Origin of the sequence: Streptomyces sp. NPDC025273, from assembly GCF_040638585.1 — a bacterium.
In the GTDB taxonomy this organism is placed as follows: Bacteria; Actinomycetota; Actinomycetes; order Streptomycetales; family Streptomycetaceae; genus Streptomyces; species Streptomyces cinereorectus.
In genome coordinates, this window is record NZ_JBEZYP010000023.1 from 59,886 (window position 1) to 74,107 (window position 14,222).

At 71.4% G+C, this 14,222-nt stretch carries 13 protein-coding genes, 2 tRNA genes and 1 riboswitch; of the genes, 8 read left to right on the plus strand and 7 right to left on the minus strand.

From position 1 onward, the window contains the following. The 4 genes from AB0F38_RS28285 to lepB all read left to right on the plus strand — a co-directional run. On the plus strand, positions 1-200 hold a 200-nt coding region (locus AB0F38_RS28285; protein ID WP_361899177.1), incomplete at its 5' end, for a hypothetical protein. 116 nt (positions 201-316) lie between these two features. Next, complete coding sequence (locus AB0F38_RS28290; protein WP_361899178.1) at positions 317-1,870, plus strand: amino acid permease; 1,554 nt, start codon at positions 317-319, stop codon at positions 1,868-1,870. A gap of 92 nt (positions 1,871-1,962) precedes the next feature. Continuing rightward, positions 1,963-2,036: transfer RNA gene (locus AB0F38_RS28295), tRNA-Lys, on the plus strand. A gap of 330 nt (positions 2,037-2,366) precedes the next feature. Next, positions 2,367-3,038 carry a signal peptidase I gene (gene lepB / locus AB0F38_RS28300; RefSeq protein ID WP_361899181.1) on the plus strand — a complete coding sequence of 224 codons (672 nt, stop codon included), beginning with the start codon at positions 2,367-2,369 and terminating at the stop codon, positions 3,036-3,038. 112 nt (positions 3,039-3,150) lie between these two features. Here the strand turns inward: lepB and AB0F38_RS28305 are convergent, their stop codons facing one another. The 4 genes from AB0F38_RS28305 to AB0F38_RS28320 all read right to left on the minus strand — a co-directional run bounded on the left by AB0F38_RS28305 (position 3,151) and on the right by AB0F38_RS28320 (position 6,138). Then, a complete protein-coding gene (locus AB0F38_RS28305; RefSeq protein ID WP_361899183.1) occupies positions 3,151-3,954 on the minus strand; it encodes an SMI1/KNR4 family protein in 804 nt (267 codons plus the stop codon). A 155-nt stretch (positions 3,955-4,109) separates the two neighbouring features. After that, positions 4,110-4,331, minus strand: coding sequence for a hypothetical protein (locus AB0F38_RS28310; protein ID WP_361899186.1), 222 nt, complete (start codon positions 4,329-4,331; stop codon positions 4,110-4,112). 56 nt (positions 4,332-4,387) lie between these two features. Then, the gene (locus tag AB0F38_RS28315) at positions 4,388-4,546 is read right to left on the minus strand and encodes a hypothetical protein (RefSeq protein ID WP_361899189.1); all 159 of its coding nucleotides are present in this window, start codon (positions 4,544-4,546) and stop codon (positions 4,388-4,390) included. Positions 4,547-4,752: 206 nt separating this feature from the next. Beyond that, entirely contained in the window at positions 4,753-6,138 is a 1,386-nt protein-coding gene (locus AB0F38_RS28320; protein WP_361899191.1) for an FAD-binding oxidoreductase, read from the minus strand. Between the two features lie 471 nt (positions 6,139-6,609). On the opposite strand from AB0F38_RS28320, the gene AB0F38_RS28325 reads away from it, so the two are divergent. From AB0F38_RS28325 to AB0F38_RS28340, 4 genes are all read left to right on the plus strand, one after another. Beyond that, positions 6,610-6,683, plus strand: a tRNA-Met gene (locus AB0F38_RS28325). Positions 6,684-6,803: 120 nt separating this feature from the next. Then, positions 6,804-7,550 (plus strand): MerR family transcriptional regulator, encoded by a 747-nt coding sequence (locus AB0F38_RS28330; RefSeq protein WP_361899193.1) that lies wholly within the window; start codon positions 6,804-6,806, stop codon positions 7,548-7,550. 133 nt (positions 7,551-7,683) lie between these two features. Further along, entirely contained in the window at positions 7,684-8,841 is a 1,158-nt protein-coding gene (locus tag AB0F38_RS28335) for a PP2C family protein-serine/threonine phosphatase (protein ID WP_361899196.1), read from the plus strand. Between the two features lie 233 nt (positions 8,842-9,074). After that, a riboswitch (cyclic di-AMP (ydaO/yuaA leader) is annotated at positions 9,075-9,227 on the plus strand. Between the two features lie 11 nt (positions 9,228-9,238). After that, the gene (locus AB0F38_RS28340; protein WP_361899199.1) at positions 9,239-10,279 is read left to right on the plus strand and encodes a M23 family metallopeptidase; all 1,041 of its coding nucleotides are present in this window, start codon (positions 9,239-9,241) and stop codon (positions 10,277-10,279) included. A gap of 230 nt (positions 10,280-10,509) precedes the next feature. On the opposite strand, the gene AB0F38_RS28345 is transcribed toward AB0F38_RS28340, so the two are convergent. The 3 genes from AB0F38_RS28345 to lhgO form a co-directional block, all read right to left on the minus strand. Beyond that, positions 10,510-11,976, minus strand: coding sequence for a PrsW family intramembrane metalloprotease (locus AB0F38_RS28345; protein WP_361899202.1), 1,467 nt, complete (start codon positions 11,974-11,976; stop codon positions 10,510-10,512). Between the two features lie 96 nt (positions 11,977-12,072). After that, on the minus strand, positions 12,073-12,909 hold the full coding sequence (trmB, locus tag AB0F38_RS28350; RefSeq protein WP_361899228.1) for a tRNA (guanosine(46)-N7)-methyltransferase TrmB: 837 nt from the start codon (positions 12,907-12,909) through the stop codon (positions 12,073-12,075). A 4-nt stretch (positions 12,910-12,913) separates the two neighbouring features. Next, positions 12,914-14,170: an L-2-hydroxyglutarate oxidase gene (gene lhgO / locus AB0F38_RS28355; RefSeq protein ID WP_361899205.1), complete on the minus strand. Its 1,257-nt coding sequence runs from the start codon at positions 14,168-14,170 to the stop codon at positions 12,914-12,916. Positions 14,171-14,222 lie beyond the last annotated feature (52 nt).

Genomic DNA, 14,222 nt, shown 5'->3' on the forward strand with positions numbered 1-14,222 from the left:
GCTTCCGCTCCGGCGGCAGCGACCGCCCGTTCAACCGTGACCGTCGTGACGAGCGTCCCACGGGCGGCTTCCGCTCCGGCGGCAGCGACCGCCCGACCGGCCGCCGTGACGACCACCGCGGTGGTACCACGGGCACGGGTACCGGCACCGGCACCTTCGGCCGCCGTGACGACAAGCCGCGCTGGAAGCGCAACGGCTGATCCCCGTCCGACGTAGCGGCCGGTCCGCCGGCCGCCCCTCAGGGCCCGTACGACACCTCGGTGCTGTACGGGCCCTGAGGCGTTTCCGGAGTCCGGGCCAGGGAATCGCTGGGGGCATGACAAACGACGAAGCGGTGGCCGCGGAGCCGCCCACGGACGCCCTACGGAGACCTGTCCCCACCACCGACGAGGAACGGCTGGCGGAGCTCGGCTACACCCAGGTGCTCGCCCGCCGCATGTCCGCCTTCTCCAACTACGCGGTCTCGTTCACGATCATCTCGGTGCTCTCGGGCTGTCTGACGCTGTACCTGTTCGGCATGAACACCGGCGGCCCCGTCCTCATCACCTGGGGCTGGGTCGGCGTCGGCCTGATGACACTGTTCGTCGGCCTGGCGATGGCGGAGATCTGTTCGGCGTACCCCACGTCCGCGGGCCTGTACTTCTGGGCCCACCGGCTCGCCCCGCCGCGCTCGGCGGCCGCGTGGGCGTGGTTCGCCGGCTGGTTCAACGTGCTCGGCCAGGTCGCCGTCACCGCCGGGATCGACTTCGGGGCGGCGTCCTTCCTCGGGGCGTACCTGAACCTCCAGTTCGGCTTCGAGGTCACCCCCGGCCGGACGATCCTGCTCTTCGCCGCGATCCTGATCCTGCACGGGCTGCTGAACACCTTCGGCGTCGGCATCGTCGCGATCCTCAACAACGTCAGCGTCTGGTGGCACGTCGCCGGTGTCGCCGTCATCGTCGGCGCGCTCACCTTCGTGCCCGACTCGCACCGGTCGGCGTCGTTCGTCTTCACCGAGTTCGTCAACAACACGGGCTGGGACAGCGGTTTCTACGTCGTGATGATCGGCCTGCTGATGGCCCAGTACACCTTCACCGGGTACGACGCCTCCGCCCACATGACGGAGGAGACCCACGACGCGGCCCTGGCGGGTCCCCGTGGCATCGTGCAGTCCATCTGGACCTCCTGGATCGCCGGCTTCGTGCTGCTGCTCGGCTTCACCTTCGCCATCCAGTCGTACGAGGGCGCACTGAACTCCCCGACCGGCGCCCCGCCCGCCCAGATCCTGCTGGACGCTCTCGGAGCCACCACGGGCAAACTCCTGCTGCTCGTCGTCATCGGCGCCCAGCTGTTCTGCGGCATGGCCTCGGTCACCGCCAACAGCCGTATGATCTACGCCTTCTCGCGCGACGGGGCCCTGCCCTTCTCCCGGGTCTGGCACACGGTCAGTCCCCGCACCCGGACCCCCGTCGCGGCGGTCTGGCTGGCCGCGCTCGGCGCCCTGGCCCTGGGTCTCCCGTACCTGATCAACGTCACCGCGTACGCCGCCGTGACGTCCATCGCGGTCATCGGCCTCTACATCGCCTACGTCATCCCCACCCTGCTCCGCCTGCTGCGAGGCGGGGACTTCACCCCGGGGCCCTGGCACCTGGGCCGCTGGTCCCGTCCGATCGGCATCGTCGCGGTGGCCTGGGTCACGGTGATCACGGTGCTGTTCATGCTGCCCCAGGTGTCCCCCGTCACCTGGGAGACCTTCAACTACGCGCCGCTGGCCGTCCTGGTGGTGCTCGGCTTCGCGGCCACCTGGTGGCTGGCATCGGCCCGCCACTGGTTCCTGAAGCCGGCCACCCCGGATCACCAGCACACGAACCCGGCCGAAACCGCGGACTGACCGTCGAGCCTCGATCACGACAGGGCCCGGCACCCGATACCCGATCGGCTGCCGGGCCGGGGAAGGCTATGCTTCGGGGGGTGATCCAGCAGGGGCCGTTAGCTCAATTGGTCAGAGCAGCGGACTTTTAATCCGTTGGTTGTGGGTTCGAGTCCCACACGGCCTACCGATCACAGGGCGGGACATATCCACTGACCTGCTACTGAGCGCCTCGACCGGCTTCGGCCGGCCGGGGCGCTCCGCCCTTCCGGGGCTCGTGCGTGAGCGGATGGCCCGGCGGCGCGCGCTCCCTGCGCGGCCTGAAGTCTGTGAGTCACGCCGCCTCCTGGTACGTGCTCTTCCGGAGCCGTGCTCCGGGGTTCCCGCTCCTGCACGTGACCGCCCGAGGTCTCCCCGGACGTGTGCGGCCAGGGGAGAGAGGGGTGCGTCTTCCTCCCGGGACCGCATAGCCTCTGCTGGTCCGCCCGGGCTCGGGCGCTTCGAGGGAGGGGTGTTCATGCGTCAGCGGGGAGCGGGCGGCGGGCTGGGAGTCGCGGCCCGGATACTGGTGCCCCTCGGACTTGTCCTGGCGCTGGGAGGCATCGGCTACTTCTTCACGCACTACCAAGGGGCCACCGTCATGAGCCAGGCGATGGAGCCCACGTACCGCATGGGCGACCGGCTGGTCATCGAGCGCATCGACGCGGGCAGGGTGCGCAGGGGCGATGTCGTACTCGTCCGGGTGCCCGAGCGCTACGGGAGCCGGCCGGTCCTGCAGCGGGTCCTCGGGACGGCCGGCGATCACGTGGTGTGCGACGGAGACCGGATCACGGTGAACGGGAAGCCGGTCGACGAGCCGTACGTGATGCGCGGCGAGGTGAACCCGGGAGCCGGACCGTACGACGTGCGGGTGCCGGAAGGGCGGCTGTTCCTGCTGGGCGATCACCGGGGGAACTCGAACGATGCGCGGTTCTACCTGGACGAGCAGTCGGGCAGTGTCGCGGCCTCCGGAGTGCTCGGACGGGTGCAGAAGGGTTTCGCTGTGTCGGCGGCTGTGATGGCGCTCGGAGTCCTCGGGATCGTGCTGACCCTGGTCGGGACCGGTCTGGGGATCGGGGGGTACGCGGCCGGACGCAGGGCCCGGCGGCCGCTCGTGGCTGTGCCGCCGTGGCCCGTGGGCGGCCCGTGACAGCTCGGGGGAACCGGCGTGGCGGTGCGTCTCCTCGTGGAGCCGGCCCCGGACACCGGCTCCTGCCTCCGTCCGCGCAGACCCCAGGAGGCTGGACCACGCCAGGGTCCGGTCAGTCGCTCGCCCCGTAGTTCATGAACCAGTGGGTGTCGAAGAAGCGGGCCATCGTGAAGGGGTGGTGCGGGTCGACGAGGACGCGGCAGACGAACTCCGCGGCCTGGCAGTCGAAGGACACGTCCTCGCCGTCGAAGGTCCGGATCACCACGGGCCAGCGGTCGGGGTCGCCGGCGCCGGCTCTCCAGCAGTACAGGTTCTCGTGCTCGGTGCTTGCCCAGACGAGCAGGCCGTCCTCTCGCAGATGCGTCCACGGCTCCTGGTTCAGGTCCAGGAATCCGTCGAAGGCGCCCTCGCCGAACATCTCGACCACGCGCTTGTAGTCGCTCGGCAGCGTGGTGCCCAGGCGCGACTCCACCTCGGCCCAGTCCACGTCCGGCCGCTGAGCGGGCCGGGTCCAGCCGGTGATCCGTCTGAGCCGGTCCATCCAGTCGATGTCCCCGTCCTCGTGCGGAGCGACCGCCAAGGGTTCCGGCACCTTCCGGTGAGCGACCACCAGCACCGGCCGTCCGGCTCCCTCGGTGCCGCGCACCGTACCCGTGCCGACCCACTGGTCCCCGTACGCCCACGCCCTCATCGTCACGGCCCGGCCCTCGAAGGGAGCCAGGAGGGCCGCGCCTCCGGACTCGTCGACCGTCGGATCGGTGAAGCCGTCGAGGACGAGGGTGCGAGGGGCGCCGTACCTGCCGTCGAGCAGGTCGGTCAGGTACGCCGGGTCCACGTCGCTGGGCAGGTACATGAAGCTGCGCTCCGGGCCGAGTCGGGCCAGCAGGTCGTTGACGGTCGCTTGCGTGAGCTCCATGGCGGACAGTGAAGCGCACCGCACCGACAACGGATCTGCTCACCGACGTACGCCGCCGGGGCGGCGCGGGTCGACCGGGAGTACCCGGCGGAAGTCCCGGCAGGACCGTGCGGTGTGCGCGGTGCCCGAGCCCCAGGTCTCCCGGTGCGGGACCGCTAGTCGAGGCCCTCCGCCCGGAGCACGTACATCAGCAGGAAGGTGCGGTAGGTCTCCGCGGACACGTCCAGGCAGACTTCGGGCCGGTTCGTGGCGGTCGACGTGTTGTCGAGGGCCCGCCGGCAGGCGGCTTCGGTCTCGGCCTCGGACGGGATGCTCGAAAGGAACGCGGCGATCAGCAGGACCACTGCGAGGACGACCACGCCGATACGGATGCGCATGGTCTCCCAACGACCGCGCGGCCGGACCGGTCACGACGGGCGGTCGGTCCGGCCCGTCACTCGGTCTCGTCGGTCAGCGGCGGCAGGTCCGGCTCGATGAACAGCCCCGCGTACTGCGGGGTCGGGAGCGGTGCCGCCGCACCCGAGTCCGCGGACGCGGCAGCGGCCGAGCTGTCGGAGTGCCGGTGCGTCGAACGTGCGGGCATGTCGGTCATGGGGTGTCCTGTACGTAGGTGTGCGGTGATAGCCCGTGACCGAGTCGTCGGCAGGAAGAGCCGGACTGGTCCCGACCGGTACGGCGACGAGGTGCCGCTACCGGTGCCGCACCGCTCCGGGGGCGTCCGGATCATCATGCGGTGCATGCAGACTGTAACCCTCGGAGCACAGCATTCCCCCGATATTGCGGCGCCCGGCGCGACGGTCAGTGCGGTGGGGCGGGCTCGATGTTCTGGTTTGCGTGGAAGAGGTTGTGCGGGTCGTAGGTCCGCTTGATCTCCGCGAGCCGGTCGTAATGGCCCCGGTAGGTGGCCCTGACCCGGTCCTGGGACTCCCCGGTACCGATGAAGTTCACGTACCCGCCGCCCATCGAGTGCGGCTGCAGCGCGTCCCAGTAGTCCACGGCCCACTGCCGGAGCGCCTGCGCGTTCGCCGGGTCGGGGTCGATGCCCGCGATGACGCCGGACCAGACCGCGTCGCGGTAGGCCCAGGCGGTGTCGTCCGGCCCGACACGGCCCGCGGCCCCGTCGACGGGGTAGAGGTGCATGGTCGACAGGCCGGTGGGGAGCTTCTCCGCGAACGAGGCGTGCACGTCGACCGCGTCGTCGGTGATCCGGTCGAAGAACGCGCCGCGCCAGTACCACTGGAGGCCGGTGGGGATCAGCTCGTCGAACATGGCCTGCAGGGCCGGGTAGGGCATCGGCGCCGTGAAGTGGAAGGCGGGCGGGCCCGGTTCGCCCACGGCGGCGAGGCTCCCGCCCAGGGCGTCCGGGTCGGCCGTCGAGGACCAGACGACGCCGCACACCTTCCGGCCGTGGAGCTCCTCGGGGAACGGCGGGGCGGGCGGGACGGTCATCGAGGCGAAGAAACCGTACAGGTCGTCCGGTGCCTGCGGCAGGAAGTCGCTGTACCAGCGCAGCACGTCCTGGAAGAGATCCAGTGGCCACACGGTGATGCCGACGCCGACGGTGTCCACGGGGTGCAGCTCGAAGTCGAACGAGGTGACGATGCCGAAGTTGCCGCCGCCGCCGCGCAGTGCCCAGAACAGGTCCGGGTTCTCGCTCGCGTTCGTCGTGGTGAAACCGCCGTCGGCCAGGACCACGTCGGCGGACACCAGATTGTCCACGGTGAGGCCGTACTTGCGGGTGAGGTAGCCGTGTCCGCCGCCGAGCGTGAGACCGCCGACGCCCGTGGTGGACATGATGCCCGCCGGGGTGGCGAGGCCGAAGGGGTGGGAGGCGTGGTCGAGGTCGCCCAGCTTCGCACCTCCGTCGACCTGGGCGGTCTGGGTGGCCGGGTCGACGCGTACGCCGCGCATGGGTGAGAGGTCGATCGTCACGGCGTCCTCGGAGAGGCAGAGGCCGGGACCGCTGTGTCCGCCGCCCAGGACGGCGACCTCCAGGCCGTGGTCGCGGACGAAGTCCACGGCCGCCATGACGTCCGCCGTGTCGTGGCAGCGGACGACGGCGGCCGGCTTCTTGTCGATCATGGCGTTGTAGATCGTGCGGGCCTCTGCGTACTCCCGGTCCTCGGGGCCGATGACGGGGCCGCGCAGATCGGTCCGCATCGTTTCGAGTGTGGTGCTGTCCATGGCGTCTCCTTGCCGAAAGCGCGCCCGGCCTCCTCTGCCCACGGCATCGAGTGAGGCGGTTGCTTGCGTCTACGGCCGGCACCGATGGGTGCCGCAGACGGGACCGAACACCGAAGGGCTGGGTGCTTCAAGCGTCCCGCTGCTCCGGGCGCCTCGCAATCGCGGCGGGCGGGTGCGGGACGGCAGGTGCCCCGGGGCGGGGCCGGGGGACGCCCGCGATGGGGGCCGGCCCGGGGTGAGCCGGGGATCAGGCCTTCCGACCGGGGCGCTGTCCGGTATCCCGACCGCAGGCCAGGGGATGCGCAAACATCCCTGGGTGCTGCACCGCGCACGGCAACTGCCCTGTGCGCACACGGTGTTGACGCATCCGATCCGGGCGGTGGATGCGGGTCCGCGCCGGGCGCGGGAGTGCCGTCGGCGGTAATTGGTCGAGGCACCGTCCGTGATGCCGTAGAGTTGCCATCACAACGACGCGGGGTGGAGCAGCTCGGTAGCTCGCTGGGCTCATAACCCAGAGGTCGCAGGTTCAAATCCTGTCCCCGCTACTGAAGACAGAGGCCCGGATCCTTCCAAGGATCCGGGCCTCTGTCATGTGCGTGCGCGGTCGTGCCCGTGCCACTTTCCCGCTTGACCTTGACGCTACGTAAACATCTAGCGTTTCCGGCATGGAGTGGTCCATCCAGGAAATCGCCAGGGAAGCCGGCACCACGAGCCGAACGCTCCGGCACTACGGAGATCTCGGTCTCCTCGTGCCGAGCCGTACGGGTGCCAACGGCTACCGCTACTACGACCAGGGCGCCCTCGTCCGGCTGCAGCGCATCCTGCTGCTGCGGGAGCTGGGGCTCCCGCTGCCCGCCATCAAGGACGTACTGGAGGGGCAGCGGGACACCTCTGCGGCGCTGCGGACCCATCTGCGCCTGCTGGAGCAGGAGCGGGAGCGCGTCGGGCGGCAGATCGCCTCGGTGCGGACCACTCTCCACAGGACCGAGAAGGGAGAAGAGCTCATGGCGGGAGAAGTGTTCGACGGCTTCGACCACACGGTGTACGAGCAGGAGGTCACCGAGCGCTGGGGCCGGGCCGCGTACGAGGAGGGCGACCGGTGGTGGCGCGCGCTGAGCCACGGGGAGCGTGCCGACTTCCAGGGCGTGCACGACGCGATCGCGCGGGACTACGGGGCGGCCCGGGAAGCAGGCCGGGAAGCGGGCGGCCAGGAGGCGCAGGACATCGCACGGCGCCACTGCGCGTGGCTTTCGGGCACCACGACGGTCACCCGGTCGTACGTGACCGGCCTCGCCGAGATATATGTCGCCGATCCGCGCTTCGGGAAGAACTACGATCGGTACGGAGACGGCACCGCCGTCTTCGTACGGGATGCACTGACGATCTACGCGCAGCGCCGGCTATCCGACTGACCTCCGGACGACGGGGCTCCGGCGCGCTCCTCCCTTCGGCCGATGACCGGTCGCCGCACGGCGCGGCTCCGGCCGGCCCGGATGGAGCGCGGTACCGTCCGCAGCCGTGGGCGGACCGGGCAGGAGTGCACAGGTGGGGAAGCGGGACAGCCGACGAGGCGGAGCCGACGGGGGCATCGGCGCCCGGCGGTTCGTGCGTGCGCTGCCCGCCCTGATGATCGGGGGCGGGATCGTCTTCGACCTCGTGACTCCGCCCGCCGTCACCGCCGTTCCGCTCTTCGCGGCGGCCCCGCTGATCGCCGCCCCGTTCTTCTCGCTGGCCAGCACCGTCCGTACCGGTGTGGCCGCCGTCCTCGCCGTCCTCGTGATCCGGCTCTCGGACGGTCTGATCACCGAGGTCGTGCCGGTCACCGATCTGCTCACCGTGATCACGGTCTCCGCGCTCGCCCTGGTCATCAACGGTGTCGTACGGCGCAGCAACGAGCAGTTGGCCTCGGCCAGGGTCATCGCGGAGACCGCGATGCGCGCGGTGCTCCCGACGCCGGACGACCGGATCGGCGGTCTGCTGGTCGCGGCGCGGTACGAGGCGGCGCAGGCGGACGAGTTCGTCGGCGGTGACCTGTTCGCCGTCGCGGACACCCCGCACGGGGTGCGGTTGGTCGTCGGGGACGTCCGGGGCAAGGGGCTGGACGCCGTGGAGGCGGTGGCGGTGGTGATCGGGGCCTTCCGGGAGGCGGCCGAGCAGGAGCTGTCGCTGGAGGGGGTGGCGCAGCGGCTGGAGCGGGCGCTGGCGCGGGAATCGAGCCGGCGCGGCGGGCTCGATTCCATGGAGGGGTTCGTCACCGCCGTGCTCGCCGAGATTCCGGCGGGATCGGGCACGGTGCGGATCGTGAACCGCGGTCACCCCGAGCCGATCCTGCTGCACGCGGACGGGGCGCTCGAGGTGCTGGCGCCGACCGTGCCCGCGCTGCCGATCGGGATGGACCTGGGGGTGTGGCCGGACCGCTCGGACGAGTGGGAGCTGCCGGCCGGGGCGACGCTCCTGGTCTTCACCGACGGCCTCTCCGAGGCGAGGGGCGCGGACGGGGTCTTCTACGACCCGGCTGCCCGGCTGCGCGGCCGGATCTTCCCGGGGCCCGAGGAGCTGCTCTCCGCACTCACCGACGACGTACGGCTGCACACCGGGGGCCACTCGACCGACGACATGGCGCTGCTCGCCGTGGGCCGGCCCGCGCGGGGGCAGCCGGAGCGGCGGACGACGGTGAGGATCGTGGGGCGTGGCAGTGGATGACCGTCGCGACTGTCCGTAGTCGCTGCGTGCCACTCCGCATAACATTTGACATACCGTCAGAAATTTGTGACCGGACCGGGAATACGCAACTGGCCCGTTTGCGACCGTTTCCTGCCCTGAAGTCCAGGCCGGAGTGACGAACGATCAGTCGGAACGGCTTGGAATCGGGCCCCGGTGTCTATTAACGTTCGATAACGCAGCGCGGTTGTCCCAGTCGTCGCAAGAGGCGGCACCGTGCGCGAGCGCCGAATTCCGCAAGGGAACCGGGGAACCACCTACATGGGGTGAATCGGGCACCTGTGTCTCGTGAGAGACGAAGGGGCCCGTAGGAGACCTTCCTGCTCCGAACCCGTCAGCTAACCCGGTAGGCGAGAAGGAAGGAAAGGAGTGCGCCCACGTGGCGTCCAATCAGCCTGTCCCCGAGGCCCCGGCATCCTTCAGGACCGACATCGTCGGTGGCGAGGAGAGGACCTGGGAGGAATGGAATCCCACCGAGGAGTCCATACGTCCCGTTCGCGGCAGGCACCGCGTAGCCAAGCAGCGCGGTCTCGCCCGTAGCTCCACCGTCCTCGGCGTCGGCGTCATCGCGGCCGTCGGTGCGGGTGGCATGGCCACGGCACAGAGCAAGCCGCCGGTCTCCATCTCTCTTCCCGATTCCATCGCGGACAATCTGCCTGACACCAAGTCCCTTCCCGGTGTGAGTGCTTTCATGTCCGACGACTCCGACGCGGACACCGGGACGGCCGCCGACTCCTCGCCGCTCACCACCGCCGGCATCACGGCCGCCGAGGCCGAGCAGGGCGCCACCGACGCCGGTGAGGCGCTGCGCGCCCGCATCCTCCAGCAGGCCGAGCAGCAGCAGGCCGGAGCCGATGCCGAGGCCAAGGCCGCGGAGGAGAAGGCCGCCGCCGAGCAGGCCGCGGCCCTGGCCGCCAAGCAGCAGAGCAAGGCCGAGGCAGAGGCCGCAGCCGAGAAGAAGGCGGCCGAGGAGAGGGCGGCGGCGAAGGCCGAGGCCGAGCGTCTCGCCAAGCTCGCCGCCAGCTACGCCCTCCCGACGTCCTCGTACACGATCACCACGACCTACGGCCAGGCCGGTTCGATGTGGTCCTCCGGTTACCACACCGGGCTGGACTTCGCGGCTCCGACCGGTACCCCGATCAAGGCCGTGCACAGTGGCACGGTGAAGTCGGCCGGCTGGTCCGGCTCGTACGGTTACCACACGGTCCTGGAGCTCGACGACGGCACGGAGGTCTCGTACTCCCACCAGTCCTCGATGAACGTGACCGCCGGTCAGAAGGTCAACACGGGCGACACCATCGGCCGTGTGGGCTCCACCGGGAATTCGACCGGTCCCCACCTCCACCTGGAGGTCCACACCGCGGACGGCTCGGCCATCGACCCCATGAACTGGCTGCGCAGCAAGGGCCTGACGATCTGAGCCCCGCGCCCGAACGGCGTACCTGAACCCCGGCAGCCCTGACGCACACCCCCCGACGTCAGGGCTGCCGGTCTGTCCGCGCGCGGGGCGGCTCGACGGAACAGTCGCCCCGGCCGGGCGAGCGGCGGCCGGCGGAGCTCACCGAAGCGTCGGCCCGACCGCAGCGGCTGCGCGGAGGTACGGGGCGTCGACAGCCTCTCTTCGGGCCCGTCCTCGACGCGGGCCCTCGGCTACCCGGGCGGCAGTGGCCCGTTGCCGGTGCCCGGTTGCCGCGCACCCGGCTGGAGGTACGGGTTGTAGCCGCCGTAGTGCCGGTGCGGAGCTTGCTGCTGCGGATGTGGTGCGCCGTAGCAGGGGACCTGGCGGGGGAACGGGGCCGCCGGCGAGCGGTGGGCACGGACGCGGCCCGTCGCATGGGCCGCGTACGTCAGGGCCGGGCCGGCGATGTCCCGGCGCCGCCAGAGGTGGTGCAGAAGCTCCCGCTCCCGTACCGCGAAGTCCGGGCCCGGCCCGTCGCGGCGTGCCCCGCGGCGCAGTACGGCCAGTGACGTGGCGAACACCTCGTACTCCGCGACCGCGCGGGCCGCGGCCCTGCCCCGGGCCCGGTCCGGGTGGCCGTGCCAGTGCCTGGCCATGTCGCGGGCCACGCCCCGCGCCCGCATGGAGGCCAGCGCGAGCGGCTCGGTGGGTGTCAGCCAGCCGGCCGACGCGTACAGGGGAAGCTCGTCGGAGAGCGTACGCAGCCCCCGCTGGCGCGACCAGATGGCCAGCCAGGTCACCAGGGCGAAGGCGGGCACCATGAACGCCCCGTACACCGCGTGGAAGCCGTACGGTCCGAAGGCCGAGGAACCGTTCCACAGGGCGTGCATCCCCATGGCGAGGACGAGCCCGAGCAGGGGCAGCACGATCCGCCGCACGCGGTGCCGTCCGCCGAGCGCGGCGATGCCGAAGCCGATGCCGGTGAGTACCGTGAACAGCGGGTGTGCGAACGGGGACATCACCACCCGTACGAAGAACGTCCCGGCCGTCACCGAGGCGAAGCCGGCGGTCCCCAACTGCTGGTCCTCACCGAAGGCGTTGCCCAGGTAGAGGATGTTCTCGGTGAAGGCGAAGCCCGTCGCGGTGAACCCGGCGATCACGATGCCGTCGACGACACCACCGAACTCCCGTCTGCGGAACAGGAAGACCAGCAGGACGGCGGCGCCCTTGGCGGTCTCCTCCACGACCGGCGCGATGACCGTGGCCCCCAGGGTGTCGGCACGCGCAGGATCGGCGGTGGCCGTGGCTATCCAGCGGGTCGCGAAGGAGTTGGCGATGATCGCCACCAGAGCCGCGGCACACGCACCCCAGGCGAAGGCGAACAGCAGATTCCGCCAGGGGCCCGGCTCGACCCGGTCGAGCCAGCGGAAGGCCGCCATCAGCATCGGCACGGGCAGCACCGCCAGGCCCAGGCCGACGAGAAAGCCCTCCGTTCCCGTCTGGTCGCGCACCAGGGACAGGATCACCAGGCCACACAGGACGAGCACGGCGATCACCACACCGGCGCGGAACGCCTTGCTGCGACGGACCATGCCGACACGACGGGGCCGGTAACGCCACCGGCCACGCGCGGGAGCGGCGCCCAGGCACTCGTCGAGACGCTGCTCCTCGAGAACCGGGACGGCCGGCTGCTGGTGCTGCACGGACCCCTCGGACACCCCATGACCCTAACCAGGGGGTCCGACACCTGACCACGGTGCGCGGTACCGGGCGCCGGGCGGTGGCTGATCGGCGACGGTCGGCAGCCGCCGCTCCTACCGCTCGAGCCGCCGGTCCGCGGTCCGGGTGAACAGCACGTCGTGGACGACATGGCCCTTGTCCAGGCCCTGTCCCTCGAAGCGGGTCAGCGGCCGGAACGCGGGACGGGGCGCGTAACCGCCGTCGGCCCGGGTGTTCTCGAACAGGGGGTGCGCCGTGAGCACCTCCAGCATCTGCTCCGCGTACGGCTCCCAGTCCGTCGCGCAGTGCACGAGCGCGCCGGGCTTCAGCCGCCGCGCCACCAGATCGAGGAATTCCGGCTGGATCAGCCTTCGCTTGTGGTGCCGCTTCTTGGGCCAGGGGTCGGGGAAGTACACCCGGAGGCCGTCCAGTGACGCCGGCTCCAGCATCTCGCGGAGCAGGATGATCGCGTCACCGTTCGCGACCCGGACGTTGGTCACGCCCGCCCGGTCCGCGAGGCCGAGGAGATTGCCCTGCCCCGGGGTGTGCACGTCGACGGCCAGGATCCCGGTGTCCGGGTCGTCGGCCGCCATCTGGGCGGTGGCCTCGCCCATGCCGAAGCCGATCTCCAGGACCACCGGGAGGCCGTCGAACAGCGCCGGCAGGTCGAGGACACGGAGGCCGTCGATGTCCAGGCCCCACTTCGGCCACAGCCGCTGGAGAGCGTCCTCCTGCCCGGCGGTCACGCGGCTGCGGCGTGGCTGGAAGCTGCGGATCCGGCGCTCGTGGTGCGAGCCCGCCGGGTCAGCGGCGGGCCCGCCGGGGAAGCGCGGCTCCTGGCGCAGCCTGCGCTGCCGCTCGAAGGAGGCGGCGCGCAGTGCCTCGGCGTCCGCGTCCGCGGTGGCGCCGGGCGTCTCTGGGGTGGGGTTCACAGGCTCAGACACAATGCCCCGATTCTACGGCGGGCGGCTTCCACCCCGTCGCGCGAGCCCGCAGCAGAGCCCGTCGCGCCACCTCCCTCCCGATGGGCAGCGAAGCGGTGGCCGCGGGGGACGGAGCGTTCAGCACGTGGACGGTGTGCGGCGCCTCCCGGATCAGGAAGTCGTCCACCAGCGTGCCGTCGCGCAGCACCGCCTGGGCCCTGACCCCGGCCGGGGACGGCCGCAGATCGTCCTCCGTCACCTCGGGCAGCAGCCGCTGGACGGCCCGGGTGAACGCCCGCTTCGACAGGGATCTGTGCACCTCGCCGGCCCCGTGACGCCAGTGCCGCCGGGCGATCCGCCAGGAACCCGGCCAGCTCAGGGTGGCGGCCAGCTCGCCCGGGCGCACGACCGGCCAGCCGTACCCCTCACGGGCCAGGGCCGGCACCGCGTTCGGCCCGACGTGGACCGTGCCGTCGACGCCGCGGGTCAGATGCACCCCGAGGAAGGGGAACGCCGGGTCCGGCACCGGATAGACCAGCCCGCGCACGAGCTCCGGCCTGACCAGCTCGTAGTACTCCCCGCGGAACGGCACGATCCGCACCCCCGGGTCGTCCCCCGCGAGCCGTGCCATCCGGTCGCTGTGCAGCCCCGCGCAGTTGACCAGCACCCGGGCCCGGACCACCTGGCCGTCGCCCGTCCGCACCGCGACACCCCAGGGGCGCCGGTCGACGGCGACGACCTCCGCGCCGTACCGGACCTGTCCACCGGCGGCGCCGGCCTCGGCGGCGAACCGGGCGGCCACCGCGGAGAAGTCGCACACCCCGGTCGTCCCGACCCTGATCGCCGCGAGCCCGCGCACCTCCGGCTCGTACTCCGCGATCTGGGCGGGGCCGAGCTCCCGGACCGGCAGGCCGTGCTCCCGGCCGCGCTGGACCAGTCCGTGCAGCCTCGGCAGCTCGCTGCTCGCGGTCGCCACGATCAGCTTGCCCGTCACCGCGTGCGCGATGCCGCGCTCGGCGCAGAAGTCGACCAGCTCGGCGGCGCCCCGGACCGCATAGCGCGCCTTCAGGGAACCCGGGGGGTAGTAGATCCCACTGTGGATCACCCCGCTGTTGCGGCCGGTCTGGTGCCTGGCCGGGCCCCACTCCTTCTCCAGCACCGTGACCCGGGTGCCGGGAGCGGTGCGCGCGAGCGCGTACGCCGTGGACAGACCGACGATCCCGCCGCCGATCACCAGCACATCGCAGTCGTACGCCGCGTGCGTCATCATCACGCCACCTCCCACCCCGATAGTGCACTGACCCACTGACAACGGGCCCAAA

Excerpts from the sequence above, each read along its gene's own strand:
- AB0F38_RS28290 (WP_361899178.1), top strand. The coding sequence starts at position 317 with ATGACAAACGACGAAGCGGTGGCCGCGGAGCCGCCCACGGACGCCCTA.
- lepB (WP_361899181.1), top strand. The coding sequence starts at position 2,367 with ATGCGTCAGCGGGGAGCGGGCGGCGGGCTGGGAGTCGCGGCCCGGATA.
- AB0F38_RS28305 (WP_361899183.1), bottom strand. The coding sequence starts at position 3,954 with ATGGAGCTCACGCAAGCGACCGTCAACGACCTGCTGGCCCGACTCGGC.
- AB0F38_RS28310 (WP_361899186.1), bottom strand. The coding sequence starts at position 4,331 with ATGCGCATCCGTATCGGCGTGGTCGTCCTCGCAGTGGTCCTGCTGATC.
- AB0F38_RS28315 (WP_361899189.1), bottom strand. The coding sequence starts at position 4,546 with ATGACCGACATGCCCGCACGTTCGACGCACCGGCACTCCGACAGCTCG.
- AB0F38_RS28320 (WP_361899191.1), bottom strand. The coding sequence starts at position 6,138 with ATGGACAGCACCACACTCGAAACGATGCGGACCGATCTGCGCGGCCCC.
- AB0F38_RS28330 (WP_361899193.1), top strand. The coding sequence starts at position 6,804 with ATGGAGTGGTCCATCCAGGAAATCGCCAGGGAAGCCGGCACCACGAGC.
- lhgO (WP_361899205.1), bottom strand. The coding sequence starts at position 14,170 with ATGATGACGCACGCGGCGTACGACTGCGATGTGCTGGTGATCGGCGGC.